Below are 25,358 nucleotides of genomic sequence, written 5' to 3'. Positions count from 1 at the left end.
ACGCAACATGCGCGAGCCTGTCTGAAACAGATGCTAAACAGCCCCCAGTAGGGCTACCGTAGATCAGACAGGTGCAAGGTAACGGATGGCTAAATCAGGCCCGCGCAGGCGGCCCGCGCAGAGGCGGGCGCAAATAGGCAAGGCGCTTGTGCAGGGGCGCATGCCATGGGGCAAAGCCCAGCGCCAGAATGAACAACAGCGCCAGCGCCAACAGGATCGGGTCCGCCCCGCCCATTGCCGCATGATGCAGGCCCGAAAACGCGCAGGAGGTGTCAGGCTTGGCCTTCTGGCTGTCCTTGTGCCCGATCTCGATCTGCTTGATGATTTGACGGCCCAGCGAGTCCGCGCAAATCTGCACCGTGATGGTCCGCGTATCGGTCCCCAGCATATAACCCGTCGGAACCAGCGCCTTCACGCATAAAGCCAGAGCCACCAGCAGGGCGGCCAGTGGGCGATGGGCAAGGAGAAAGGCGCGTAAAGTCCCCATGGATAACGAAAGGAGTTAAACCACGCGCCTTGACCTGTCACGTAGAAATGACGTTTAACGCTCCAGATAAAGCTTGCGCAGGCGGGCCAGTTCCACCGGGCCGAGGCCCAATTCGTCTTTCAGATAACCCGCCGTGCCCCCTTTATGCCCCTCGACCACGGCCAGAGCTGCCTCGATATAGGAGCGGTCCACGCCGACCAGCAATTTGAGCGCTTCGGGCGGCAGGGCGGCAAAGGGGCTGTTGGCCATGGCGCGCCCCGCCATCAGCTTGGCCGGGTCCAGCGTCTGGTTGGACAGCATGTAATCGGCCACCACCACCTCGCGCGGGCTGCCCAGCGCAGTCAGCAACAGGGCGGCGGCAATGCCGGTACGATCCTTGCCCGCCGAACAATTGAAGGCCAGCGGGGCGTGGCCCGCCAAGAGTTCGGCAAACATCCGGCGATACTGGCTGTTGAACTGCACCAATAGGCGGGGATAGGCCGCGGCCATGGTCGCGCGGATTTGTTCTGCGGTGATGGCGCGCGGGTCGCCCTTGGGCAGGAACTGGCCATTGTCCATGTCATAATCATCGGCCAGCACTTTGGGCAGACCTGCATGGGGCCAGTTGACCGGCTCGGCCTTGCGCTCCGCGGTCGAGCGGAAATCGCAGACCACGCGGATGCCACGCTTTTCCAGCGCCGCGTAATCTTCCGAGGTCAGCGCGGTCATCGAGCCGGAGCGATAGAGCTTGCCCCATTGCACATGCTTGCCATCAGCCGCAGGATAACCGCCAAGCTCGCGGAAATTGCGCCCGCCTTGCAGCGGCAACACACGCTCATGCGCGGGCGCTGCCACCACGGGGCGGGCGGAAAGGGAAGCTGCCGGCGCTACCAATGCGCAGGCCAAAATCAGAGCGAGCTTGCTGTAAAAACGCATGGCAGCTTCCCTTGCAGTCAGATCAGAACTTGATGTTGATTTCGCCGCCAAAAGTGCGCGGATCATTGAAGAAGCCGCTGACACCGGCCGCAGCGCTGCCCGATTTGTAGAACAGATGCTCTTCGTTGAAGAGGTTGCGCGCCCAGACCGCAAAGGTCAGCTTGGCACCGGCATCGCCCACCGCCACATCGGCCAAAGCCACCCGGCCATTGAAGATCAGCGCCGCATCGCCCTTGGGCTGCTTGTAACGCACTTCGCGGGTAACCGTGTCATAATTGCTGTCGGTGTAATTGGCATAGAAGCCGGAGTCATAATTGCCATCGAGGTGGAAACGCAGCTTGGCATCGCCCAGCGCAACCTTGGTTTCATAATCCAGCGTGGCGCTGGCCGAATGTTCGGGCGTGTAGACCTGATAGATCGGCACGGGCACGGTGATGAACACGCCGCCAGTCTGCGGGAAGGGGTTCACCGTGGCGGGGATGCTGACATGGTTATAGGCATAGCTGGCGCTCAACGTCAGGCCATCGACGGGGGCCAGCGTGAATTCGGCCTCGAAGCCCTTCAAATGGCCGGTGCCCGGCGCGTTCACCGTGTCGGTGGTGGTGCGGGTGGTGGCCACGCGCACGCCATTGACCACGTCTTCATACAGGCCGCTGAAGTCGAGCTGGATATTCTTGTAATTGCCCGCATAGGCGGCAAGGTTCAGACGCGCGCGGTGGTCCCAGAACTCGGTCTTCGCACCCAGTTCGAACATCGACACCGTTTCAGGGTTGAAGGCGCGGTAGGACAGCGAGCGCGAATTGGCGCCGCCCGAACGATAGCCCGTGCTCCACTTGGCATAGAGATGCACGTCGCGCGAGGCATCCACCGCCAGATTGATCATCGGATCGACCCGCGACCACGAGGCGTTGAGCAGCACCGGCGCCTGCACATTGACGCCATTGACCGGCACGATCGGCGCCGCGCCATTGACGAGGAACAGCGAGCCTTCCTTCTTGTCATTGGTCCAGCGCGCACCCACCGTCAGATGCGCGGCATCGTTGAGCAGGGCAGGCGTATAGGTGGCCTGACCATAGAGGCCCTTGCTGGTGGTCTTGACATGGCTGGCGCGCTGGATGGTTTGCGCGTCATAATTGATCGAACGCACGGTGGCGGCGCTGCCCAGAACGTCGCTGGTCATGGCCATGGTGTTGAAGGCTTGGGCGGCATCCTGCACGCGTTCGACATAATAGAGGCCACCGGCCTGATATTTGAAGCGGGGCATTTCGCCGATGACCTGCAGTTCCTGACTGACCTGATTCTGGCGGAAAGGCGCCAGACTCATGCGCGCAAACTGGAAGCTGGCAAAGCTGGGGGCTACGCCTGCGGAGACGGTGGCCTGTTGCAGGGTGGTATCGGCCGAACCATTGTCATATTGCGTCTGGGTCATCTCGCGATAGGACGAGATCGAGCGCAGGGTCAGCTTGTCGGCGGGCTTCCATTCCAGCGACAGGCGGGTGCCCTGGGCTTTGCCGATGCTGGCCTGCTGCGGTACGCCGACGATGGCGCTGCTGGCGCGCTTGGAGCTGGCGCGGAACAGGGCCGAGGTGGTGTTGGCCAGCACGGCAGCCGAGCCCGAAGCGGCGGCAGGCAGGCCGGTGCCCGCCGAAATTTGCTGCAGGTAAAGCGTGCTGGTCGCGTCATAGGATTTGTCGGCCGAAAGATCGGCGCTGAAACTGTCGCTGGGCTTCCAATAGGCTTCGACATGCACGCCGCGCTTGTCATAGGAATTGAAGCCCAGCTGGCCCGAAAGCGGGTTGGCGACGAAGGGATCGCGCTTGGCCACGACCGCGTCGATTTTCAGCGCGATATTGGCAAAGCTGGGCAGATCCAGATGCACTTCGCCCTTGTGGCTGCCATAATTGCCGATGCCTGCCGTGGCGTTCAGCTTATAGGTGCCGCTGGGCTTTTTGGTCACGATATTGACCGCGCCGCCTTCGGTGTTGCGGCCAAACAGCGTGCCCTGCGGACCTTTCAAGACTTCGATATTCTCAACGTCGAACAGCGCCGTGCCCAGCCCTTGCGCGCGGCCCTGATAGACGCCGTCGACATAGACGCCCACGCCCTGATCGCGGGCGGGCTGGTTGGAGTCGGACAGCACGCCCACGCCGCGCACGTTCACGATCAAGGCGCCGGGGCGCGAGAAGAAGGGCGCGACCTTGAGGCTGGGAATCGCGCCATCGCCCAGATCGAGCAGCGAGGTGACATGGCGGTTTTCCAGCCCCTTGGCGCTGAGCACCGAGATGGCGATCGGGGTGTTTTGCAGATTTTCGCTGCGCTTTTGCGCGGTGACGGTGATCACTTCCAGACCGGCGTCCAGATCGGCATCGCCAGCGGCCGAAGGCGCGGCGGGTGCTTCAGAGGCAACAGCTGCCGAGGACAGGCCCAGAACCAACGCAAACATGCTGCCCGCGCAAAGCGAGCGAGTGATAGAAAGACGCATAAAACCCCCCGATGTCGAACATTCGACGTTGGAGCGGCCTCTATCGCCGCCCTGTGACAGGGTGGTGGCGAATTGGCGTCACATTTCGGTCAGTTTGCAGTCATTTGTGTGACAGTTTTCCTAATTGTCCAAAAACAAGGCTGCGGCGGCATGGGGGGCGGACGGGAAATAGAAATGGACATAGCTGGCCAACAGCGAGCCTTGCCGGAATATAGCCTCCCCTGCTCCGCCATTGGGGTTGGTGGCCTGCGCGATGGGTTCAACGCACGTCGAGAGCCGCGAAAAATGGAAAGTATGCCCGCGCAAAATGCCCTTTGGGAATGCCACCGCCTGCAGGCCCAGCGCGGCAAGGCGGGGCTGCATATGCGCCTCGCCAGAGAGGATGCCCAGCATTTCAAAGCCTTGCCCTTGGCCATCATAAAGGCGGTCAAGGCAAGCGAGCATCCCCCCACATTCGGCCAGTATCGGCTTTCCAGCCTGATGATGGGCGCGGATGTCGGCGGTTAGAGCGCTATTGGCGCTCAGCCGGTCCCCATGCAATTCGGGATAGCCACCGGGCAGCCAAAGCGCATCGCAATCGGGCAGGCGGTCGACCAAGGGCGAGAAGAAATGGAGGCTGGCCCCCATCTGCTCCAGCCAGTCCAGATTGGCGGGATAGATAAAGGCAAAGGCTGCGTCACGGGCGATGGCGATACGGCGGCCTGACAGCAAATTCTCGCTGCTCTGCGGCGCAGGGGCGGGGAAGGGGGCTGATGGCGGCAACCACAGGGCATTGTCAGGCAACAGGCTGGCTGCATAGTCGATTCGCGCGTCCAGATCGGCAATCTCCTCGGCTTGCACCAGCCCCAGATGCCTTTCGGGCAGGGCAATGGCCGGATCGCGCGGGATATGGCCCAGCCACTGGACATTACCGATCAGGCTTTGTTCCAGCATTTGCGCATGGCGGGCGCTGCCCACGCGATTGGCCAGCACGGCGGCGACATGCACATCACGGCGATAGCTGGCCAGCCCATGGACCAAGGCGCCAAAACTCTGCGCCATCGCGCTGGCGTCCAGCACCGCCAGCACCGGCAGGCCGAACAAGGCAGCCAGATCGGCAGCGCTGCGATCACCGTCAAACAGGCCCATCACCCCTTCGATCAGGATGAGGTCGGATTGGCTCGCCGCCTTGTGCAACTGGGCGCGGCATTGCTCCTCGCCCAGCATGAACAGATCGAGTTGGTAGACAGGCGCCCCGCTGGCACGTTCCAGCACCATCGGGTCCAGAAAATCCGGCCCGCATTTGAACACGCTGACCCGCCGCCCTGCTTGCCTGTGGCGGCGGGCCAAGGCGGCGGTGACCAGTGTCTTGCCCTGTCCCGAGGCAGGGGCTGCCACCAACAAGGTCGGGCAATGAGCCGCCTTCACCGGTCAATGCCTTCCTGCGCGCGCACGCCATCACGAAAGGCATGTTTGACATCGGCAATGGCGCTGACCGTATCGGCGGCATCGACCAGCGTTTTATGCGCCGAACGACCGGTGATCACCACATGCTGCATCGGCGGCCGCGCCTCCAGCACCGGCATGATTTCCTCCAGTTCCAGATAGCGATAGGTGACCAGATAGGTCAGTTCATCCAGCACCACCAAGGCAATGTCGGGGTCCTGCAAGGCGGCCTTGGCCTTTTCCCAACCGGCGCGGGCGGCGGCAATGTCGCGTTCGCGGCTCTGGGTTTCCCAGGTGAAGCCTTCGCCGCATTTTTCCCAGATCACACCGGGCAGCGCGGAAAAGAAAGCGCGCTCGCCCACATTCTCCGCGCCCTTAATGAATTGGAAAATCGCCACCCGCCGACCATAGCCCAGCATGCGCGCCACCATGCCAAAGGCACTGGAGGATTTGCCCTTGCCATTGCCGGTCAGCACCAGCAGCAGGCCCTTGTCGGTCTGAGCGGCGGCGATCTTGGCGTCCACCACTTCCTTGTGCTTTTGCGTCCGCGCCTTATGGGCGGCGCGGGCGGCTTCTTCCTTGTCCAGGCTCACGCGCGATCCTTTGCCGCCTGATCACGCAATACATGATGGGCCACGCCGTGGCACAGCGCTGCCAAGCCGCCCCAAGTCAGCGCCGAGGCCAAGGTCATCGGGAAATAGCGGGCGATGCGGGGCATGAAGCCCGAGAGCGAGGGATCGGCAAAACGCCCGCCGAGGAAATAGAAACCGCCCGAGGACAGGATTTCCGAACCCAGCACGGCTGCGGCAAACAAGCCAATGATCGCGGGCAAAGACGACAGGCCCGCACGGAACAGGCGAGCGGCATAAATCCCTGCGCCCCACATCACGCCATAAGCGGGCAGCAGCATCGCATAGGCAGGCGTGAAGCAGAAATCCGAACCGCCCATGCCCTTGATCACCACCACATCAATCGCAAAGCCCAAAGCGAACAGCGCAGGCATGGCCAGACGCGAGCGGATGTAGAAACCGGCGACGAAAAAGCTGGCCAGACTGGTGTCGGGCAGGTGGACAAACTGGCTGAGCGAATGGCTGCGGGTGATCAGCATCACCACCGCCAGCGCGGCAAAAATGGGCAGGTCGAATGATTTGGCGCGAGCCATGACTAGTCTCCGAAATTGGGTGGAACAGGCAGGCTGCGACGGGCACACTTCGTCCCCTCGGCTGCTCGACACAGCTTCCCCTTCCAAACGCACACACAGGTGTCGCTCGCCAAGGGTAGGCCCCAAACGGGTGTCCGGCCCTCATTCGCCCGGTACATCCCGCCCGCGCGAAAGAACGACGGCAAGGGGCCGGTTTCCTGACTTTCCGGCTGCAAGCGTCTTGTGCCGCCTTCTCGGGGAGGAACCCCAATGGCCTGTGGCACAACACTCGCCGGATACAGTTGCGGGAGCAGCGCCGCATGGCAGAAAACCGCCATTTGGACTTCCCGATTAAGCCCTTGCGGGCACCCTTTGCACCCTCACCGATATGTCAGGCCAAGGGGGAGCGCAACACAAAATCCTTGCGCCTATGACTTGTGACCGATACTTGCCCCCGCAGCGACAGGTTCCCCGCGAGGGGATCAAAAGGGAACACGGGTTCAAGACCCGGGCTGCCCCTGCAACTGTGAGCGGCGAGCCATCGGCCATATGCCATTGGGGATTTTCCTCCCTGAGAAGGCGGTCGGACCGGCATTGACCCGCAAGCCAGGAGACCTGCCTGACGCTGTCGTTTTTCGGGCCGACAGGGTGTGTGGGCCGGACGAGGATGTTCCTCGCATAGCGACAGAGTTGCTCCGCCGGGCATGGCCCGCGCGGCTCGATCCCTGTTGCGCTATGCCGCAGGGAGCGGTGCCGCGTGGTTCGGGTTTGGCGGGGTGGAGCCGTCTGATCTGAAGGGACTTCCATGCCCGAAATCTATAAGCCCGTTTCCGCTCTGGCCCTGGGTTTGGCCAGTATCATCGCCAACCCCGCCCTTGCCGCCGATGATGGCGCCCCCATTCTGGTCACCGCCTTGCGGATGCCGGTCGAGGCCGATCAGGTGTCCAGCAGCGTCACCGTGATCGAACAGGCCGATATCCAGCGCGAACAGCCTTTGGCCGTGTCCGACATCCTGTTGCGCACACCGGGCATCAGCCTGTCGCGCAATGGCGGCTATGGCACAGACACGTCCCTGCGCATCCGTGGCGCCAATTCGGGGCAAAGCGTGCTGGTGGTGGATGGGATGCGGCTTGCCGATCCATCGACCACTGATGGCGGCTATAATTATGCCAATCTGTTTGCCGATGACATTGCCCGCATCGAAATCCTGCGCGGCCCGCAGGCGATCCTGTGGGGCAGCAGCAGCATGGGCGGGGTGGTCTCGGTCCAGACCCGTCGGGCCGAAAAGCCGCTGGAGGAAAGCTTTGCGCTGGAGGGCGGTTCACGCGGGACCGTCTATGCCCGGGCGGGGCTGGGCGGCAAGGGCAAGCGGCTGAACTGGCGTGTTGCCGGTTCCACTTTCACCACGCAGGGCATTTCGGCCCGCGCCAATGGCACCGAGGCCGATGGCAGCCGCCGCCAATCGGCCAGCGGTACTTTGTCCTATGACCTGTTGCCCGCGCTGACCCTCGACCTGCGCGGCTATTTTGCCGATGGGCGCTATGATTTCGACAGCACCACCGGCGATGCCCCCGTCTATGGCACAGAGCGCGAATGGACCGCCTATGCCGGATTGAACCTGCGGCTGCTGGATGGGCGGTTGGTGCAACGACTGGCGGTGATCACAGGGGATACGGCGCGCAAGAATTATGACCCTCGCCGCACCAAGCGCGTGCTCAATTTCGATGCCGATGGCGTGAGCCACCGTTATGAATATCAGGGCAGCCTCACTCCGTCCTCCCTGCTGCAACTTGCCTTTGGCGCCGAGCGGGAGGAGCAGAAGATGACCAATGCCTCGCCCGCCGACAGCACCGCGCCCCATGCGTTGACGCCCAGTCAGGCCAGTTTGAACAGCCTCTATGCCCAGATCCGCCTGACGCCGGTTAAGGGTGTGACCTTGAATGGCGGGCTGCGGCATGACGATCATTCCCGCTTTGGCGGCAATGATGTGTGGAGCGCGGGCGCGGTTTATAAGTTGGCGGGCACCGGCACTTTGCTGCGCGCCAGCTATGATCAGGGGTTTAAGGCCCCCTCGCTTTATCAACTCTACAGCCTATATGGCTCCACCGCCCTGCAACCCGAACGGGCCAAGGGATGGGAAGTGGGTGTCCAGCAAAAGCTGTTGCACGAGCGGTTGCAGTTCTTTGCGACGTGGTTTGAACGCAAGACGCAGAACCTGATCGACTTCGCCTTTTGCCCCACCAGCGGGACACTGCCCGCCGCCTGCTATGTGCCGGGCACCAGCACCACCCGTTTCGGCTATTACGCCAATGTCAAACAGGCACAGGCGCGCGGGCTGGAAGCAGGCGGTTCGATCAAGCTGGGCCGCGCGACCGCCAGCGGCAATTACAGCATCGTCACCGCGCAGGATCGCACCGCGGGCAACACATTTGGCCAGCAACTGGCGCGCGTGCCGCGTCATATGGCCAATGTAGAATTGGGCTATGATGTAACGGAGCGTTTGAATGCCAATGTGGCGGCCCGCTATTCGGGGGCAAGTCTGGACCGCGTGGGCGGGGTGGTCCTGCCCGATTACTGGCTGTTTGATCTGCGCGCCCAATGGAAACTGGCCGAGGCACTGACGGTCTATGCCCGTGCGGAAAACCTTTTCGACCGCCAATACCAAACTGCCAGCGGCTATGGCGCGCTTGGGCGCAGCATTTACGCCGGTTTCAGGAGCCATTTCTGATGCTGCGGCCGGTGGAAAACCGCCCTTGTGTGGTGGTGTGCAGCACATGCCGCCACTCCGCCGATGCGCGCGAGGATCACGCTGGTCAACGGGGGGGAGCGGCTTTGGCCGCGGCCCTTCGGGCGATACAGGATGGCGATGATGGCGTGCAGGTGGAGGAAATGCCCTGCCTGTTCGCCTGTCAGCGCCATTGCGTGGTGCATATCCGCGCGCCCGGTCGCATCGGCTATGTGCTGGGCGATTTTGCCCCAGACGCGGCCAGCGCCGAGGCTATCCTCGATTTTGCCACCCGCCACGCGCAGAGCGAGCATGGGCAGGTGCCCTATGTCCAATGGCATGACGGGGTGAAGGGCCATTTTCTGGTCCGCACCCCGCCCGAAGGATTTGTAGCCGTATGACGATCTTTCCCGATAAAGCGTCCTTTCTGGCGGCTTTGCATAACATGCCCGCACCTGACGGGACCGCGCTGGCACAGGCGCGGGAGCGGCAGGCGCAATTGACCAAACCCGCAGGATCGCTGGGCAGGCTGGAGGACATCGCGCTGTTCATGGCCGGTTGGCAGGGGCAGGCGATACCTACTCTGGACGCGGTTCAGGCGGTGGTGTTTGCGGGCAATCATGGCGTTGCGGCGCAAGGGGTCAGCGCCTTTCCATCTGAGGTTACGGCGCAGATGGTAGAGAATTTCCGCCACGGCGGGGCGGCGATCAATGCCTTGTCCCGCGCCTGCGGGGCCAGCCTGTCGGTGGTGCCGCTTGATCTGGAACAGCCCACCGGCGACATCACGGTCCAGCCCGCCATGAGCGAGGCGGAATGTCTTGCCGCCTTGCAGGCAGGGGCAGCTTCGGTGCTGTCGGCTGATCTGCTGTTGGTGGGGGAAATGGGTATTGGCAACACGACACCCGCTGCGGCCCTTTGCGCACAAGCCTTTGGCGGGGCGGGACAGGATTGGGTCGGGCGCGGCACGGGCATCGACGATGCGGGTGTGGCGCGCAAGATGGCGGCGGTCGATGCGGCACTGGTGCGGCATGGGGCGGATTGTGTCGATCCGTTTGAAACCCTGCGCAGGCTGGGCGGGCGCGAGATTGCGGCGATGGCAGGGGCCATCCTTGCGGCGCGCTGGCGGCGGATACCGGTGTTGCTGGACGGTTTCATTTGCTGTGCGGCCATCGCGCCCTTGGTGGTTGCGGCACCGGCGCTGACCGATCACTGTCTGTCCGCCCATTGTTCGGCCGAGACGGCGCATGGGCGGTTGTTGGCCGCGATGGGGCTGGAGCCATTGCTGCGTCTGGACCTGCGTCTGGGCGAGGGTAGTGGCGCGGCCTTGGCGGTCCAGATCGTCCGTGCGGCGCTGGCCACCCATGCCGAGATGGCGACTTTCGCAGAGGCACAAGTGGCCGATCCATTGTGAAATCACGGGTGCTCCACCTGTTGCGCCACGGCGCGCCCGAGGCTGCGGGCAGGCTGATCGGTCATACCGACAGCCTGCCCACGCCCTTGGGCCGCGCGGCCTGTCGCAAACGGGCGCAAGGTCTGCGCGTGGAGCAGGTCGTGTCCTCCGACCTATCGCGGGCGCTGTGGCCAGCGCAGGATGTGGCCGCCGATCTGGGCTTGCCGCTGGTGGTCGATCCGCGCTGGAGAGAGCTGGATTTCGGCGTGTGGGAGGAATGCGATCCGGCCAATATGAGCGAGGCCTTGCTGCATTTCTGGGCCGATCCCGATGCCTGTCCCCCGCCACAGGGGGAAAGCTGGAGCCAGATTTGTGCCCGCGTGGCGGCGGCCTTGGAGGCGTTGGAGCAGGACAGCTTGGTGGTGACCCATGCCGGTGCGATACGCGCCGCGCTTAGCGTGCTGTTGGGTTTCGACCATGCGCAGGTCTGGGCTTTCCATTTGCGCTATGGCGCCTTGCTATCCCTGCGCATCTGGTCCGATGGCGCGCAGATCACGGGGCTCAGCGGATGAAGTCCCTGATCCTTGCCCTGCAATTCATGACCCGATTGCCGCTGCCCAATATCAAGGTCAGCGAGCGTGATTTTGCAGCGGCTATCCGCTGGTTTCCGGCGGCCGGTATGGTGGTCGGGCTGGCGGTCTGGGGGGCATTCAGGCTGGGCGCCATGGTGGAGCCTTGGCTGGCGGCGCTGCTGGGGCTGGTGGTGTGGGTGGGCGTCACGGGCGCGTTGCATCTGGACGGGTTGGGCGATATGGCCGATGCCTTGGGGGCGGCGCATAAAGACAGCGCCCGTATCGGCGATGTGTTGGCCGATCCCCATGTGGGCAGTTTTGCGGTGGTGGCCATCGGGGTGCAATTGCTGGCCAAGCTGGTGCTGTTGCATGATCTATCGCCGGATCACGCAGTTTGGCTGGTCCCTATCGCGGCGGCGGCCCGTATCGGGCCTTTGGTCTGGACCTTGGCCTTGCCGCCTTTGCATCAAGGTCTGGGCAGCCTGTTTCGCGATGGTTTGCGTTGGTGGCATGCGGGGCTTTGGGGTCTGCTTTTGCTGGTCGGCGTATATTGGGCGCCATGGTTGGTCATCGCCTTTCCGTTGATGGGCGGTTGGGCATGGTTCGTCAAACGGCGCTTGGGCGGCATTTCGGGCGACAGTCATGGCGCGGGCATTGAATTGGGCGAAACGGTCTTGTTGCTGGCTTTGGTGTGTTGGCGATGATGGCGGATTTTACCCATCACGGCGGCGGTCTGGCACAGGCCGTGGTGGATTATGGCGGCCATGCTTCCGATTGGCTGGACCTTTCCACTGGCATCAACCCTGTGCCATGGCCAGTGGAGCGATCAGGCGTCGAGGCGATCGATTGGCACCGCCTGCCCGAAGCGGGTGCTGTGGCCGAACTGGAAATCGCGGCGGCCCGTCATTTCGGGGTAGAACCGCGCCATTGCTGCGCCGTTCCGGGCAGCGAATTGGGCATGCGCCTGTTGGGGCGTTTGCTTGGCGGTAGAGCGGCCTATGGCTGGCCAGCCTATCGCAGCCATGGTGATGTTTTTGCCGATGCGGTGGCTTGGCTGGATCTAACGCCCACTCTGCCGCAAGGTTGCGCCAATCTGTTGCTGGCCAATCCAAACAACCCTGATGGCCGAATGCTTCCGGTTGAGGCATTGCAGGTATGGCAGGAACAATGCAGCCAAAGGCGCGGATGGCTGGTGGTGGATGAGGCCTTCGCCGATGCTTGTCCCGAAATATCAATGGCCGCGCAGGTGGGCGATACGGCCCGATTGATCGTGTTGCGCTCCTTTGGCAAATTCTTTGGCTGGGCTGGGTTGCGGCTTGGTTTTGTGTTGGGGCCAAGCGTGGTCTTGGACGAATTGCGGGCGTTGCTGGGCGATTGGCCTTTGGGGGCGGCTGCCTTGGCCTATGGTGCGGCGGCCTATCGGGATAGCGATTGGACCGCACAGGCGCGGCGGGATCTGGCCAGACGTGCGCGGCGGATGGATGAATTGTTGGCCTGCCATGGCTGGAAAACGCTGGGCCATTGCCCTCATTTCCGTTTGATCGAGGATGCCGCCGCCCCGCGCATTTTCACCACTTTGGCCCGCCACCACATCCTGCCCCGCCCCTTTGACTATCGCCCCGATTGGCTGCGGCTTGGCATTCCGGCGGGGGAGGCGGATTGGGCGCGGTTGGAACAAGCGCTGGGCGATGTTTGAGGCGGTGGCCTTGGGCGCTTTGGCGCTGGATGCGGCGGTGGGGTGGCCCGATAGTCTCTATCGCCGACTAGGCCATCCGGTGGGGTGGTTCGCGCGCTTTCTGGGCTGGGCGGAAAAATGGGGCAACCGGCCCGTCTGGTCACCTTTTCAGCGCCGCATGGCGGGGATTGCCGCTGTGCTGGCCCTGCTGGGGATGACCGCAATGGTGGCGTGGCTGCTTCAGCATGCGCTATGGCGATGGGTTGCGCCTTGGCACTGGATAAGTGTTGTGCTGCTGGCGTGGCCCGCCTTGGCGCAGCGTAGCCTGCATGATCATGTGTTGGCGGTCCTCCGCCCCTTGCGGGCGAGAGACCTTCCAGTTGCTCGCCAAGCGGTCGGGATGATTGTCGGGCGGGATACCGACCGACTTGATGCCGATGGCGTGGCCCGTGCCGGTGTGGAGAGCCTTGCCGAGAGTTTTTGTGACGGGGTGGTCGCGCCTTTGTTCTGGCTGGTTCTGGCGGGTTTGCCGGGCGTGTGGATGTATAAAGCGCTCAACACAGCCGACAGTTTGATCGGCCATCCCGAACCCGATTTGCGCGATTTTGGCTGGGCAGCGGCGCGGGGGGATGATGTGGCCAATCTGGTGCCTGCGCGCTTGGCCGGAGCACTGATCTGTTTGGTGGCGGGCCGTGGCTGGCGGTTGATGGGACGCGATGCCCGTAAACATGCCTCGCCCAATGCCGGATGGCCAGAGGCAGCCATGGCTGGCGCTTTGGGTGTCAAGCTGGCAGGGCCGATCAGCTATGACGGGGTGATGCGCGACAAGCCGTCGCTGGGTGATGGGCCTTGGGCGGGGGTGGATGATCTGGCGCGGGCTATGGTGATCTATCGGCGGGCCTGCGTGGCATTGTGGGTGATGGTGGGGGCAATATGGCTGCGATAATGCTGCAAGGCACCGGTTCGGACGTAGGCAAGTCGCTGTTGGTGGCGGGCCTTTGTCGCGCTTTGGCCAATCGCGGTTTGCGGGTGATGCCGTTCAAGCCGCAGAATATGTCGAACAATGCCGCCGTCACGCCCGAAGGCGGCGAGATCGGGCGGGCGCAGGCTTTGCAGGCTTTGGCGGCGCGGGTGCCCTTGCATACAGACATGAACCCGGTCCTGTTGAAGCCCCAGGCCGACCGCACGTCGCAATTGATCGTGCAGGGGCAGGTGCGCGGCACGCTGGGCTCGGCCAATTTCCGCGAGGGGCGGCGCAGCCTGTTGCCCGAAGTGCTGGAGAGTTTCGCAAGATTGCAGGCGGCCTGCGACATGGTGGTGGTGGAAGGCTCTGGGTCTCCGGCCGAGATCAACCTGCGCGAGGGTGACATCGCCAATATGGGCTTTGCCCGCGCGGCCAAGGTGCCGGTGGTGTTGGTGGGCGACATTGACCGTGGCGGGGTGATTGCCGCGGTGGTGGGCACAAGGGCCGTGCTGGAGCCGGAGGATGCCGCGATGATCCATGGCTTTATCATCAACAAATTTCGCGGCGATCCGGCTTTGTTTGCCGATGGTTATCAGGCCATCGCGGACCGGTCGGGGTGGCGCGGTTTCGGGCTGGTGCCATGGCTGGGGCAGGCGGTGGCCTTGCCGTCGGAGGATGCGGTGGTGCTGGAGAAAAGGCGTGATAGTAGGAGCGGTCGCCTGTTGGTCGCCTGTCCCATCCTGCCGCGCATTGCCAATTTTGACGATCTGGACCCGTTGAAGATGGAACAAGATGTAGAGGTGGTGATGGTGCCCCCCGGCAGTCCGATCCCTGTCGAGGCAGGCTTGATCGTCTTGCCCGGTTCCAAGGCCAGTCTGGCCGATATGCAGACGATGCGCCAACAGGGCTGGGACATTGACATTCTGGCCCATCATCGGCGGGGCGGGGCCATTCTGGGCATTTGCGGGGGCTATCAAATGCTGGGGCACCGTTTGATCGATCCTGCTGGACTGGAGGGCGATGTGCGCGAGGTGGCGGGCTTGGGCCTGCTGGATGTGGAAACCGAAATGGGGCATCGCAAAATGCTGCGCGAGGTGCGGGGGAGCGCGCTGGGGGCAGGTTTCACCGGTTACGAGATGCATATGGGGCGGACGCAAGTTGGCAATGGTTTACAGCCCTTTGCCCTGTTTGACGATGGCACGCATGATGGCGCGATCAGCCCCTGCGGCAGGGTGATCGGCACCTATTGCCATGGCCTGCTGGGTTCTACTGCTTTGCGAAAAGCGCTGTTGTTGCGTTTGAGCGTGGCGTCACAGGAACGCGATTATGCCGCCAGCGTCGACCGCGCTTTGGATGCCATTGCGCAAGAATTGGAACAGCATCTTGATATGGATGGCCTGATCGCTTTGGCGAAGGGTGGGGCCTGATGAAGCTGTTGATTTTGGGCGGCGCAAGGTCAGGCAAAAGCCGTTTCGGGCAGAGCCGGATCGAAGCTTTCACCGGGCAATTATGCTATATTGCCACCGCGCAGGCCTTTGACTCCGAGATGGCCCAGCGTATCGCCTTGCACCGCGCCGATCGCGGCCCGCGCTGGGCCACGGTGGAAGCCCCGCTGGATCTGCCCGACGCGATTATGGCCAGTGCGGCGCAGGTCGATGCCATTCTGGTCGATTGCCTGACGCTTTGGCTGTCCAACCTGATGCTGGCCGAGAGGAATGTGGCGCAGGCCAGCGCGCAATTGGCGCAGGCGGTGCAGGATTGCCCTGTGCCTTTGGCGCTGGTGGCCAATGAGGTGGGGCTGGGCATTGTGCCGGACAATGCCCTTGCCCGACGATTTCGCGACGAGGCCGGTCGGTTGAACCAGTCCATCGCGCAAATCGCCGGAGAGGTGGCCTTTCTGGCCGCTGGCCTGCCGCTGATGCTCAAGGGCTAGAAACGGGCGCTGGCCTCCATGCCATACAGGCGCGGTTCGCCCGCAATATAGGTGGGATTGCCAAAGCTGCTGCCGATATTCCCCGCATCCAGCCAATAGTGGCGGTTGCCGATGTTGCGGATATAGGCGCCCAGCGCAAAGCGGCGGTCGCGTCCGAACTCCACGCCAGCCCTTGCATTATACAAGGCATAGGCGGCTTGCGAAGTGGCCGGATTGTTGGGGATCTCGAAATGCACGCTGGAGCGATAGGTCCAGTCGGGCACCACATAGGCCAACAGGCGATCGCCCACCGGCACGCGCAGGTTGAGCGATAGCGCGGCGCTATAATCGGGCTGGAGCCGCATCCGCTGACCGGCATAGGCGGCATTGGCACCTTGGCCATTGATGCGGGCCTTCATCCAGCTGACCATGCCATTGGCCGACAGCACTGGCGTGATTTGCCAGCTGCCTTCTGCCTCGATACCCGGATTGTTGGCCTTGCCCGCCGATTGGGTGGTGGGGATGCCATTGGTGGTCACGGTGATCTGGAAACCGTCATAGGCCTGATAAAAGGCCGATAGCGAACCGCTGAAAGCGCCCATGCGGCCCTTGATGCCCATTTCGTAATTCCACAGGCTTTCGGCGGGCACCACCTGAGGCGAGGCGACCAACGTGCCATTGACGCTGCTGGTGGCAAATTGCACCACGGGGGAATATCGCCCCTTGGCCGCCGTGGCATAGAGGTTCACCCCATCCCGCAGGCGATAGAGCAGGGAGAAGCGCGGCAGAATGGGCGAAAAGCTCTTTTGGCTGGTCAGAACCGCGCCATTGCTGTTGGCCAGCCCCAGCAGCGGCGTGTAAATGCCGTAAAGCGCCAATAGGGCCGAATTGGGCTGGATGCTGCTGGAGGAAGACTTGCGATCCTCGATCAGCAAACGCGCCCCCGCGGTCAGTTCCAGACGGGGCGTGGCGGCCCAGGTGCTGTCGGCAAACATCGAGTAGGTGCGGTTGACGCCCTTGTTGGTATAGACCGAGGAATAGGGCAAGCTGGTCCTTGCGCCACGGGTGAGCAGATAGGTCGCGCTCATGCCCAGTGCATTGCTGGCCACGCCATTGCCATTGACGCAGGACGTGCCCGTACCCACCCCATAGGCGCGCAGGGCGGCCTGAAGGCTGGCGAAGCTGCTGTTGACGGCGCAGGCCAGAAATGTGCCTTCCTCGGTGGAAAAGGGGACCTTTTGAAAGCCGTTTTCGACAAAGACGTTCCAGCCCAACGTCGCATGCCAACGCTTGGCCTCGAATTGAAGGCGCGCCTCGTGGTTGAACTGCTCGCCCTGCGCATCCTCGCCAAATTCCAGCATGAAGGCGCGGCTGCCATCGCCGTCGACCACTTCCTGACTTTTGAACTGGCGATAGGCGTTGATGGTGGTGAAGGTGATGCCCCCGCCCAGATCGATATTGGCCGTTACATTGCCGTCATAGACTTGGCGTTTCAGCCCCAGCTTGGATTGGCCCAACACCGATGCGCCATAGGGCGAGCCTGACAATTGCGCAGCGGCAAAGGGATCGGCCACACCGGCGGAGGTGGGATAGGACAGGCTGGTGAAAGAGGTTCCGGTGTCGCGTTGGCGATCATAGGTGAGGACGGCCAGCACCGACACCCTGCTGCTGGGCGTCCAGCGCAGCGATGCGCGGGCGCTCCAGTCGTTCTGGCCGTTCAGATCATCCTGACCGGCGGCCAGATTTTGAATATAGCCGTGGCGGTATTTATGCGAGAAGGCGATGCGCCCCGCCAGCTTGTCGTTACCGGCGTTGAGAAAGCCATCGATACGCGTGCGGTTGTAATTGCCATAGGTGCCATGGATCGCGCCTGACAGCCCCGATCGGGGTTGGGCGGAGATCATCGAGACTGCGCCCACTTCGGCGGCGGTGCCAAACAGGGTGGCTTGGGGGCCTTTGGCGACTTCGATCCGTTCCATGTCGAACAGATCCTGCCATGCGCCGCGCGCGCGGCTGATGTCGACGCCATTGTAATAGACGCTCACCCGCGATCCGGCCTGCGCCGAGCCATTGTCGGAGGTGATACCGCGAATGACAAAGCCGGGTTGGCTGGCGCTCTGCTTCTGGATTTGCAGGCCGGGCACATAGGCGGCCATCTCGCCCAGTTCCGATACGCCTAAAGCGTTCAGGGTGGACTGCGACACCACGCTCAGCGCAAAAGGCACATCCTGCGCCTTTTCCTCACGCTTTTGCGCGGTGACCAGAATATCGGCCGGATTGGCCGCTTCTTCGGCATGGGCTGGAGCCAAAGGCAGCAGGCTGGCGCCAGCCAGCAGGCAGCGGGAAAGACGGCGCATGAACGAACCCCTATTTACGATAAGCGCGAAGGTTCGTGGCCGTTATGATAATAATAAGCATTTGTAAAATAATGATTATTATGCACTTAGGCGGAGTTTGATCAGAGAATGCACTCACTCCGCGCAGCGTGGCTCTCACGGCACGGGCAGCGCCATCACAGTGATGGAAGGCGCGGCACTGGCGGCGATCTGCACCAGATAATCGCCCTTGGCCAAATTAAAATCGACCATTTTCCGGACACCGCTGCATTCAGGGCCATGGCTATGAGCGACGGATCGCTGTTCGCCTTGCGGGGCCAAAACGTCTATCCATGCCCCAGCGCTGAGGGCGAGGCGATAATTTCCAGGCGTAGCGATGTGGAGGCTCATTAGTCCCCCATAATTGTCAGCCGCGCCTATTTTGGCCGGTGTCTGGGTGTAATGCACCAGCGCGATTGGGCGCAGTTTGACCATTTTCGCCGCGTTCAACGCGATGGGCGGTGCCGTGCCTGCGTCATCGGCTGCAGCGATAGTGGTGGGGCTGGCCCATGGGGTATAATCGCCCTCGGGCATGGCGCAGGGCTGTGCAAAGGCGGGAGAAGACAGGAGGAGCAGGCTGGTGAGGAGGATAGCGCGGCGCAAGGGTCGTCTCCGTGACAGGCGATTCTATATCCCCATGAATATAGAAAAGCCATTGCCTGACAAGTCTTGCGCCGGTCGATTGCTTCTGTAACCATCACGGTCATGGATTTCCTCCCCTTCATCGGTGCGGTCATGGCCGACCATTCGGCGCAGGCGCAGGCCGCCCTGCAACAGGTGGTGCAGGACTGGCAGGATCGCGTGACCATCGTCGGCCTGATCGAACATGCGCAGGACGCATCCGATCAATGCGCACCCGGCATTCTGGTCAGTATTGACGATGGCAAGCGCTTTCCCATCGGGCAAGATCTGGGCTGCGGCGCGCAAGGTTGTACGCTGGACAGTGGGGCCGTGGTCGAGGCTGGCGCATGGATCGAGCAGAAGTTGGACGAGCGCGTGCAACTGGTCGTGCTGAGCAAATTCGGCAAGCTGGAGGCAGAATTAGGGCGCGGCCTGTCCGGTCCTCTATCGGCGGCGCTGGATCAAGGCGTGCCCGTGCTGATCGCGGTTTCGGCGCGTTATCGGGATCAATGGGCCGCTTTTGCCGAGGGGCTGTTTGTTCCCTTGCCCGCCGAACCTGCGGCGATACATGCTTGGCTGGCGGGCGTCTTGGCCAAGGCAGCAGCCTGAAACCTTCGCTACGCCTTCCGGTAGCGATCGCAGGCCGATTGCGGGAAAATAGCCGGAGCGCCGCGCCCTGCGTAAACCTCTTGGCGCAACCATTCGATCTCGGCCTCCAATTCGTCCTGCGCGACCGATCGCCACCAAAAACGCATCGCCCCATCCCAGCGATAGGCCTTAGCTTTTAGCGCATCCTTGGCCTCGAATGGAGCATCCACCGCATTGATGCGGTAATTGGGTTGCTCCGATGCCGCCATCAAATGGCTCAGGATAGTATGGTCGCCCAGCCCTGACGGATCGGGCAAGCTGTGGGCCAGCAAATGGATCAGCGCGAGAATGTCGTTTTCCGCGCGATGGCCGGCATAGAACCACCCGCATTGCGAGACCAACTGGCTCAGCGCTTTCCCTTCAAACCCCAAGGCCAGCCAATCGAGTTCCACCATCGAACAGGCCCAGGGCTTGCCCGACAGGGCGGGCAGGCGCCTATCGACGAAAGGCCGGTCAAAACCGGCATTATGCGCGATGGTAATATCGGCCGAGGCCAGCAGATCCACCGCCGCACCCTCGTCAATCGACTGGCCCGCCAGATCCTGATCCGTCAGGCCGGTCAACATGGTGATGCGCGGGTCAAGCTCCATTTCCGGATCTTCGCGCCACACTCTGGGCTGGCCCAATTGCACCACACGACCCAGCGCGTCGAAGCGGAAACGTTGTGCCGCCAATTCGATAATCCGGTCCCGGTCATGGTCCAGACCCGTCGTTTCCACATCCACCGCCACGCCCACCCGCAACGGGGCCAGAGGCGCGCCGCGATAAAAGCTGTCCACATTTTGCAGGCGACGCAAAACGCGGAAATCGGGATGGGCTTCCAGCATTTGCGCCGCATGATGCAAGGTGGCGATAGAGGGATTCGTCATGCAGGGCTGATAGATTGGACGCCCTACAGCGAATAGGGTGAATTTATCCGCTATGGATCGACATGCTCCGGTTGTGCCAAGAGGCTGCACAAGGCCTCGACCAGTTCCTGCGGCGCAATCGGCTTGATCAGGCTTTTGGCCGATTGCAGGCGCGGGGGCAGGTCCTCTGTATCGGCAAAGCCGGTGCAGAACAGGAAGGGAATGCCCAAACCATGCAGGGCATCGGCCACCGAGGTCGATTTTTCCCCGCGTAAATTCATGTCCAGCAAGGCGGCATCGGGGCGCTCGCGCTCCAGCAACTCCAGTGCCTCTGCGACATTGGCAGCCGGTCCCAATACGTCATAGCCCGCGTCTTGGAGATGCTGCTCTACCTGCATGGCGATCAGCGTTTCATCCTCCAGAACCAGCACGCGGGGAGCCGCCAGTCGGGGTGTTTTTGCTGGGGACTGGCCCTCTCCGGTGGCAGGGTGATGGGGCACATGGGAAACAGAGGGTTGATCATGGGGAAAGCTGATGGCCAGATCCAACCCGCCTTGCAGCCATTGGGCCTGCAATTGTCCGTGCAATTGCTGCTCGGCCGTGCTGCGGATCAATGTCAGGCCAAAGCCTTGACGCTGCGGCGTGGCAGCCTCCGGCCCACCGTTTTCGGTCCAGCGGAAATGAAGGCGCTGCCCTTCGGCATGATCCTCCACCCGCCATGTGACCGACAAGGCACCGCTGGGCACGGATAGCGCCCCGTATTTGACCGCATTGGTGGCCAGTTCATGCAGCACCAGCGCCAGACTTTGCGCATTTTCCGGCGCCAGTTTGATGACCGGCCCGCCGGTTTGAATACGCAAACCGCCCGCGTCTTGCTCCTGCGCATAGGGCGCCAGTTCATCCTGCACCAATTTGTGCAGTTCGGCGCCATCCCAACGGTTTTTGGCCAACAGGCTATGCGTGCGGGCCAGACTGGCAATGCGGCCCAGAACGGCCTTGCGGAAACCTTCAATATCCTCGGCCTTGGTCAATTGGACCACGGCCTGCACGATGGCCATGACATTCTTGGCCCGATGGTCAACCTCGCGCGACAGGAGCCTTTCGCGCGCTTCGGCGGCCCTGCGCTCGGTAATGTCGATGAAGGCGGCCACCGCGCCGCGCACCTCGCCTGAGGCGGAATAGAGAGGCGTGGCGCCCCCCAGCAAATCGCGGCGCGTGCCATCGTCGAACAACACGCATTCTTCATAGCCGCTGACGACTTCGCCGCGCGCCGCGCGCTGCACCGGCAATTCGTCGGGCGTCAATTCCCGCCCCTGTGTGTTCAGCACTTTGAAATGGGCCACCGGAGCGGCATCGTTGGCCGATTTGGACATATTGGCCGAAGGGCTGGGTACGCGCAGGAATTGGCTGGCAAATTGGTTGCCCACGATCTGGCGGCATTCGGGATCGCGCGCCACCCAGATGATGGCTGGCACCGAATCCAGTACCGTGCGCAATTCTTCGGCGGTGATGCGGGCCTGTTCCTCGGCGGCGCTGGCACGGCTTTCACTTTGCCGCATGGCCTCTTTTGCCCGACGCTCGTCCGACACCACCGAAACGACCAAAGTGGTCACCGCTATCGTAGCGATAAATTGTTGCAGCAGGAACACTTGCCACGCCTGCGGCCCTTGCGAAACGGCAAAGGGACCAAGGCCCACGCTTTGAGCAGAAATGGCGATGCCCGACACCACCACCAGCGTCAGCGAGGCCCCGCGCACATCGAAAGCCAGCGCGGTAAACACCAGCAGTGGCAACAGATCCCAACTGAGCAAGGCGCTGTCATAGGTGCGGAACATGCCGAAAGCCAAAGCAGCCGTGATCAGCAGGACAGCACCCAGCCCCAGCAATCGGCGGGGAGGAAAGGAGCGAAAGCCTGCGGCCCAACTGAGCAACAGAGGCCCCATCGTCAAAGCGCCAACAAAATTGCCCACCGTGATATGGGCAAAGGCCATGATGAAGGAGCGCGCATTCAGCCCCGCCGAACCCCAAAGCGCCACACTGACAACCACCGAGGAAACAATCGCCCCAAGTCCGGCCCCGGGGAGTAGAAAGCGGGTTATGTCCGTCAAAGAGCGTAGATTGTTGTTGATGCCGCCCAGACGCCTGATGACCAACACCGGAACAACCGCGCCCAAGGCCCCGCCAATTCCGATGACAGCTTCGGCCCACAAGGGTTGCCGCGACCCGAACAGGATGGCAGCGGTCAGATGGCCCAGAGCGATGGCGGGCCACAGGCTCAACCGCCCGAGCAGCAGGGCGGCAAGACCCACGCCCGAGGCCGGCCAGATCGGCGCGCCGACATCGGCCAAGGCGGCCCATTGCAGGCCAATATAGCTGAAACCTGTGCAGGCGAGAAACACCGCCAGAAGCTGAAGCTCATAGCGTTTCAAAACGCCGAACGAAGGATTATCGGACATTTGGCCCATGATATTCCCAAGAGCGAAAGGCAGCAACCGTCTGTTTTGTTACTTCATGCGTGGGCCTCGGGGATGGAAAGGTCAAGCGCAGGGCGGGAAAACGGGAATAAAATTGCAGCGAAAGTGGAGGGATAGTCCAGACCGCCTTGCCTGTGGGACTGGGGCAAGGCGGCCTGTGTGGCCCCTCGTTTCAGCTCAATGGTGCGGCTTCGGCTTTTTTCATCTTTTCCAGATGCCGCCTTGCACGGATCGCGCCGCCGTCAATATTGAGAACAACCGGCCGCATGTCCCAGAAATCCTGCCCATCCATGGCCTGCTGGACGGCCTCCAGCATAGGCTGGTCCTCATCCTCGAACACTTTGCGGGCAAAGGCGATGCTCTCTTCGCCCGGTTCGCAATTGTAGAAATACCAGCTGGAATTCTCGCTCTCGGGCGTGACAATATGCGGGTTGCGCATGGTCGGAAAGGCAGAGGTATCTTGCGGGGCGTCATGGGGCGCACAGCCCACTTCCAGCATCATCGTTGCTGGCGCGTTCCAGCGCATCTTGGTCCAGCGGTTGCAGTTTCTGCCCTTCAATTGCGGGACGAAGGGCGGGGGTGGCACATCCTCCACAGCCCAGTTGGACCAGATCGCGCCCTGTTCGTCCTGAAAGGCGTGATGCTGGCCTAGCCAGAATACCCCGCCTGAATTAAACGTGTTTTCATGGACGAATTCCACATGGCTGAGGTCCATCAGATTGTCGGTCAACAATTCATAATGGGCCTGCATCCGCATGGATTGCCGCACCATCGGGCGGGGGTCGTCCAGAATGGTGAAGTCAGGAATGGTGGCAGGATCAGCCGCTTCCGCCTCGCCGGGCCAGAACCACAGGATGCCATGGCGGGCTACCACGGGATAGGTCGCCAGCTTGGCGGCAGGCGGGATCATGTCGGAGAAGGGATTGTGCACGCATTGTCCCTTCCCGTCAAAGCGTAGGCCGTGATAACCGCAAGCGATCGTATCCCCGACCCTTTTGCCCATGCTGAGCGGGGCGAAACGGTGGGGGCAGCGGTCCTGCACCATGGCATAGGTGCCATCCTCCTGCTCGAAAATCAGCCAGTTCTGGCCCAGTAGCTTGCGCGCCAGCCACGCTTTTCCGTCCACTTCCTCTTGCCAAGCGGCCATGTACCAAACATTCAACAAATAGGGGGCTGTCATCATCCTCATCCCTTCGATTCGAGAAACCCATGGGTTTCGATAGCAGGAATAGACCCATGTCGAAAGAAAATGTCACCAAGCTCGGCGCCACGCGCGGCAGCGCTCAGGTGACAGCGCGCATTCTGGATGCCGCTCAGGCCGAATTCATGGCGGTGGGTTATGAAAGGGCCAACACCAACCGCATCGCCGCCGACTATGGCATTTCGAAAGCGACCATCTTTCGCCACTATCGCAGCAAGCTGGAACTGTTCGAAGCGGTGGTGCAGCGGATTGCCATGCGCTGGGATCAGGATCTGATGATCGAGGATGCGGCCAGCTTGTCCCCCGAGGCATGGCTTTGCCAATTCGCACAAGCCGCGCTGCGCTGGGTCTTGTCCAGAGAGGCTTTGTTCGTGGGCCGTATGGCGATTGCCGAAGGGGCCGTCCTGCAGGACATCCGCGATGTCTGGCCCCGCTTTGCCACGCAACCCATTCTGGCAACCCTGTCGGCGCAATTTGCGATCTGGCAGGAGCAGGGTTTGTTGGCCCCGATGGATAGTGGTAATCTCGCGCAGGCCTTTCTCGATCTGCTGCTGGCCGGGCGGGTGACGCGGGCCATGTATGCCTATGATCTGGCGACGGACTTTCCAGTCGAGGACAAGGAAGTCGCCTTCTGTGTGCGCCTGTTCCTCAAAGGTTGCGCGGCTTGAGACGGGAGGCAATGCGGCGGGCGGGGCTTTATCCACCTTATCATCTGGGGAACCGAGTTGCCGCCGATGGATTGAACACCTTACAGAGGAATGTTCAAAGGGGAGTGGCTATGCCGCTCTCGCCATCGCGACAATGGAGTAAATTATGTCCTATAACCGCGCCGCTCTGGCTATGGCGCTCACCGCCTCGCTTCTCACCACTGCATGCGTGACCGATCCCAACACCGGCGACCGGAAAGTATCGCGCACGGCGCTGGGCGCGGGGATCGGCGCTTTGGGTGGTGCGCTGGTGGGCGGTTTGATCGGCGGCGGTGACGGGCGTCTGGTAGGCGCGGGGATTGGCGGGATTGCCGGTGCCGCCATCGGCTATGAAAAGGACAAACAGATCCGCGAATTGCGGGCCAGCACCGCAGGAACCGGTGTGACAGTGGCGCCTGCTGATGACGGTCAATCGATCATGGTCACCATGCCCGATGGTGTCACCTTTGACACCGGATCCTATATTCTCAAACCGCAATTCCGGTCCACACTGGGGCAGGTGGCCCAGACCTTGACCAGCCATCCCGACAGTCTGATCGACGTTTATGGCCATACCGATGCGACCGGCACGCCTGCCACCAACAAGGCTCTTTCGGAAAATCGTGCCAATACGGTGGCCGATTTCCTGACCACGCAGGGCGTGAACCCTGCCCGCCTGCGCAGCCGTGGCTTTGGCGAGACCATGCCGGTGGCCAGCAATGCCACGCCAGAAGGTCGCGCCAAGAACCGCCGCGTGGAAATCCGCATCGTTCCGGTGACGCAGGAACAGGTGCAGGCCGCAAGGCAGGGTGGCTAA

The 25,358-nt window shown here is 62.2% G+C and carries 23 protein-coding genes and 2 riboswitches; of the genes, 12 read left to right on the top strand and 11 right to left on the bottom strand.

Translation table 11 applies throughout. The features are described 5' to 3' along the window. Positions 1-94: 94 nt before the first annotated feature. The 6 genes from EOE18_RS07495 to EOE18_RS07470 all read right to left on the bottom strand — a co-directional run bounded on the left by EOE18_RS07495 (position 95) and on the right by EOE18_RS07470 (position 6,471). Positions 95-487: a hypothetical protein gene (locus EOE18_RS07495; protein WP_127707819.1), complete on the bottom strand. Its 393-nt coding sequence runs from the start codon at positions 485-487 to the stop codon at positions 95-97. 54 nt (positions 488-541) lie between these two features. Beyond that, the gene (locus EOE18_RS07490; protein WP_127707817.1) at positions 542-1,402 is read right to left on the bottom strand and encodes a tyrosine-protein phosphatase; all 861 of its coding nucleotides are present in this window, start codon (positions 1,400-1,402) and stop codon (positions 542-544) included. 22 nt (positions 1,403-1,424) lie between these two features. Then, entirely contained in the window at positions 1,425-3,884 is a 2,460-nt protein-coding gene (locus tag EOE18_RS07485; RefSeq protein WP_127707815.1) for a TonB-dependent receptor, read from the bottom strand. A 120-nt stretch (positions 3,885-4,004) separates the two neighbouring features. After that, entirely contained in the window at positions 4,005-5,291 is a 1,287-nt protein-coding gene (locus tag EOE18_RS07480) for a cobyrinic acid a,c-diamide synthase CobB (protein ID WP_127707813.1), read from the bottom strand. After that, on the bottom strand, positions 5,288-5,902 hold the full coding sequence (gene cobO / locus EOE18_RS07475; RefSeq protein WP_181953024.1) for a cob(I)yrinic acid a,c-diamide adenosyltransferase: 615 nt from the start codon (positions 5,900-5,902) through the stop codon (positions 5,288-5,290). Before cobO ends, EOE18_RS07480 begins: the two co-directional genes overlap by 4 nt. Beyond that, positions 5,899-6,471 (bottom strand): hypothetical protein, encoded by a 573-nt coding sequence (locus EOE18_RS07470; protein WP_127707811.1) that lies wholly within the window; start codon positions 6,469-6,471, stop codon positions 5,899-5,901. Before EOE18_RS07470 ends, cobO begins: the two co-directional genes overlap by 4 nt. Before the next feature lie 170 nt (positions 6,472-6,641). Further along, positions 6,642-6,838: riboswitch (cobalamin riboswitch) on the bottom strand. Between the two features lie 59 nt (positions 6,839-6,897). Continuing rightward, positions 6,898-7,087: riboswitch (cobalamin riboswitch) on the top strand. 168 nt (positions 7,088-7,255) lie between these two features. On the opposite strand from EOE18_RS07470, the gene EOE18_RS07465 reads away from it, so the two are divergent. Genes EOE18_RS07465 through cobU form a run of 9 tightly spaced genes read left to right on the top strand, consistent with a single transcriptional unit; the run spans position 7,256 to position 15,709 of the window. Beyond that, positions 7,256-9,178 carry a TonB-dependent receptor plug domain-containing protein gene (locus EOE18_RS07465; RefSeq protein WP_127707809.1) on the top strand — a complete coding sequence of 641 codons (1,923 nt, stop codon included), beginning with the start codon at positions 7,256-7,258 and terminating at the stop codon, positions 9,176-9,178. Beyond that, positions 9,178-9,576, top strand: coding sequence for a DUF1636 family protein (locus tag EOE18_RS07460; RefSeq protein WP_127707807.1), 399 nt, complete (start codon positions 9,178-9,180; stop codon positions 9,574-9,576). Before EOE18_RS07465 ends, EOE18_RS07460 begins: the two co-directional genes overlap by 1 nt. Further along, on the top strand, positions 9,573-10,586 hold the full coding sequence (gene cobT, locus EOE18_RS07455; RefSeq protein ID WP_127707805.1) for a nicotinate-nucleotide--dimethylbenzimidazole phosphoribosyltransferase: 1,014 nt from the start codon (positions 9,573-9,575) through the stop codon (positions 10,584-10,586). Before EOE18_RS07460 ends, cobT begins: the two co-directional genes overlap by 4 nt. Next, positions 10,583-11,137, top strand: coding sequence for a histidine phosphatase family protein (locus EOE18_RS07450; protein WP_127707803.1), 555 nt, complete (start codon positions 10,583-10,585; stop codon positions 11,135-11,137). Before cobT ends, EOE18_RS07450 begins: the two co-directional genes overlap by 4 nt. Further along, positions 11,134-11,841 carry an adenosylcobinamide-GDP ribazoletransferase gene (locus EOE18_RS07445; RefSeq protein ID WP_127707801.1) on the top strand — a complete coding sequence of 236 codons (708 nt, stop codon included), beginning with the start codon at positions 11,134-11,136 and terminating at the stop codon, positions 11,839-11,841. The genes EOE18_RS07450 and EOE18_RS07445 overlap by 4 nt, the downstream gene beginning before the upstream one ends. Next, positions 11,838-12,833: an aminotransferase class I/II-fold pyridoxal phosphate-dependent enzyme gene (locus EOE18_RS07440; protein ID WP_342772647.1), complete on the top strand. Its 996-nt coding sequence runs from the start codon at positions 11,838-11,840 to the stop codon at positions 12,831-12,833. Before EOE18_RS07445 ends, EOE18_RS07440 begins: the two co-directional genes overlap by 4 nt. Next, positions 12,826-13,758 (top strand): adenosylcobinamide-phosphate synthase CbiB, encoded by a 933-nt coding sequence (gene cbiB / locus EOE18_RS07435; RefSeq protein WP_127707799.1) that lies wholly within the window; start codon positions 12,826-12,828, stop codon positions 13,756-13,758. Before EOE18_RS07440 ends, cbiB begins: the two co-directional genes overlap by 8 nt. Continuing rightward, a complete protein-coding gene (locus EOE18_RS07430; RefSeq protein ID WP_127707797.1) occupies positions 13,746-15,203 on the top strand; it encodes a cobyric acid synthase in 1,458 nt (485 codons plus the stop codon). Before cbiB ends, EOE18_RS07430 begins: the two co-directional genes overlap by 13 nt. Further along, positions 15,203-15,709, top strand: a complete 507-nt coding sequence (cobU, locus tag EOE18_RS07425; RefSeq protein WP_181953023.1) for a bifunctional adenosylcobinamide kinase/adenosylcobinamide-phosphate guanylyltransferase — start codon at positions 15,203-15,205, stop codon at positions 15,707-15,709. The genes EOE18_RS07430 and cobU overlap by 1 nt, the downstream gene beginning before the upstream one ends. Here the strand turns inward: cobU and EOE18_RS07420 are convergent. Together EOE18_RS07420 and EOE18_RS07415 are read right to left on the bottom strand one after the other, a co-directional pair. Further along, positions 15,706-18,045, bottom strand: coding sequence for a TonB-dependent receptor (locus EOE18_RS07420; protein WP_127707795.1), 2,340 nt, complete (start codon positions 18,043-18,045; stop codon positions 15,706-15,708). The genes cobU and EOE18_RS07420 overlap by 4 nt on opposite strands. A 135-nt stretch (positions 18,046-18,180) precedes the next feature. Further along, positions 18,181-18,666, bottom strand: coding sequence for a hypothetical protein (locus tag EOE18_RS07415; RefSeq protein ID WP_127707793.1), 486 nt, complete (start codon positions 18,664-18,666; stop codon positions 18,181-18,183). 102 nt (positions 18,667-18,768) lie between these two features. On the opposite strand from EOE18_RS07415, the gene EOE18_RS07410 reads away from it, so the two are divergent. Beyond that, the gene (locus EOE18_RS07410; RefSeq protein ID WP_127707791.1) at positions 18,769-19,293 is read left to right on the top strand and encodes a DUF2478 domain-containing protein; all 525 of its coding nucleotides are present in this window, start codon (positions 18,769-18,771) and stop codon (positions 19,291-19,293) included. Positions 19,294-19,301: 8 nt separating this feature from the next. On the opposite strand, the gene EOE18_RS07405 is transcribed toward EOE18_RS07410, so the two are convergent. The 3 genes from EOE18_RS07405 to EOE18_RS07395 all read right to left on the bottom strand — a co-directional run bounded on the left by EOE18_RS07405 (position 19,302) and on the right by EOE18_RS07395 (position 23,801). Further along, positions 19,302-20,201 (bottom strand): 3'-5' exonuclease, encoded by a 900-nt coding sequence (locus tag EOE18_RS07405; RefSeq protein WP_127707789.1) that lies wholly within the window; start codon positions 20,199-20,201, stop codon positions 19,302-19,304. A gap of 50 nt (positions 20,202-20,251) precedes the next feature. Further along, a complete protein-coding gene (locus tag EOE18_RS07400) occupies positions 20,252-22,645 on the bottom strand; it encodes an MASE1 domain-containing protein (RefSeq protein WP_127707787.1) in 2,394 nt (797 codons plus the stop codon). A gap of 181 nt (positions 22,646-22,826) precedes the next feature. After that, a complete protein-coding gene (locus EOE18_RS07395; protein WP_246027313.1) occupies positions 22,827-23,801 on the bottom strand; it encodes an aromatic ring-hydroxylating oxygenase subunit alpha in 975 nt (324 codons plus the stop codon). 89 nt (positions 23,802-23,890) lie between these two features. Here EOE18_RS07395 and EOE18_RS07390 point away from each other — a divergent pair, with 89 nt between their 5' ends. Beyond that, positions 23,891-24,523: a TetR/AcrR family transcriptional regulator gene (locus tag EOE18_RS07390; protein ID WP_164852693.1), complete on the top strand. Its 633-nt coding sequence runs from the start codon at positions 23,891-23,893 to the stop codon at positions 24,521-24,523. Between the two features lie 145 nt (positions 24,524-24,668). Beyond that, the gene (locus tag EOE18_RS07385) at positions 24,669-25,358 is read left to right on the top strand and encodes a YiaD family glycine zipper/OmpA-like lipoprotein (protein ID WP_127707783.1); all 690 of its coding nucleotides are present in this window, start codon (positions 24,669-24,671) and stop codon (positions 25,356-25,358) included.

It is taken from the genome of Novosphingobium umbonatum, assembly GCF_004005905.1.
Classification (GTDB): Bacteria; Pseudomonadota; Alphaproteobacteria; order Sphingomonadales; family Sphingomonadaceae; genus Novosphingobium; species Novosphingobium umbonatum.
This window is presented reverse-complemented; position numbering and strand designations above follow the sequence as displayed.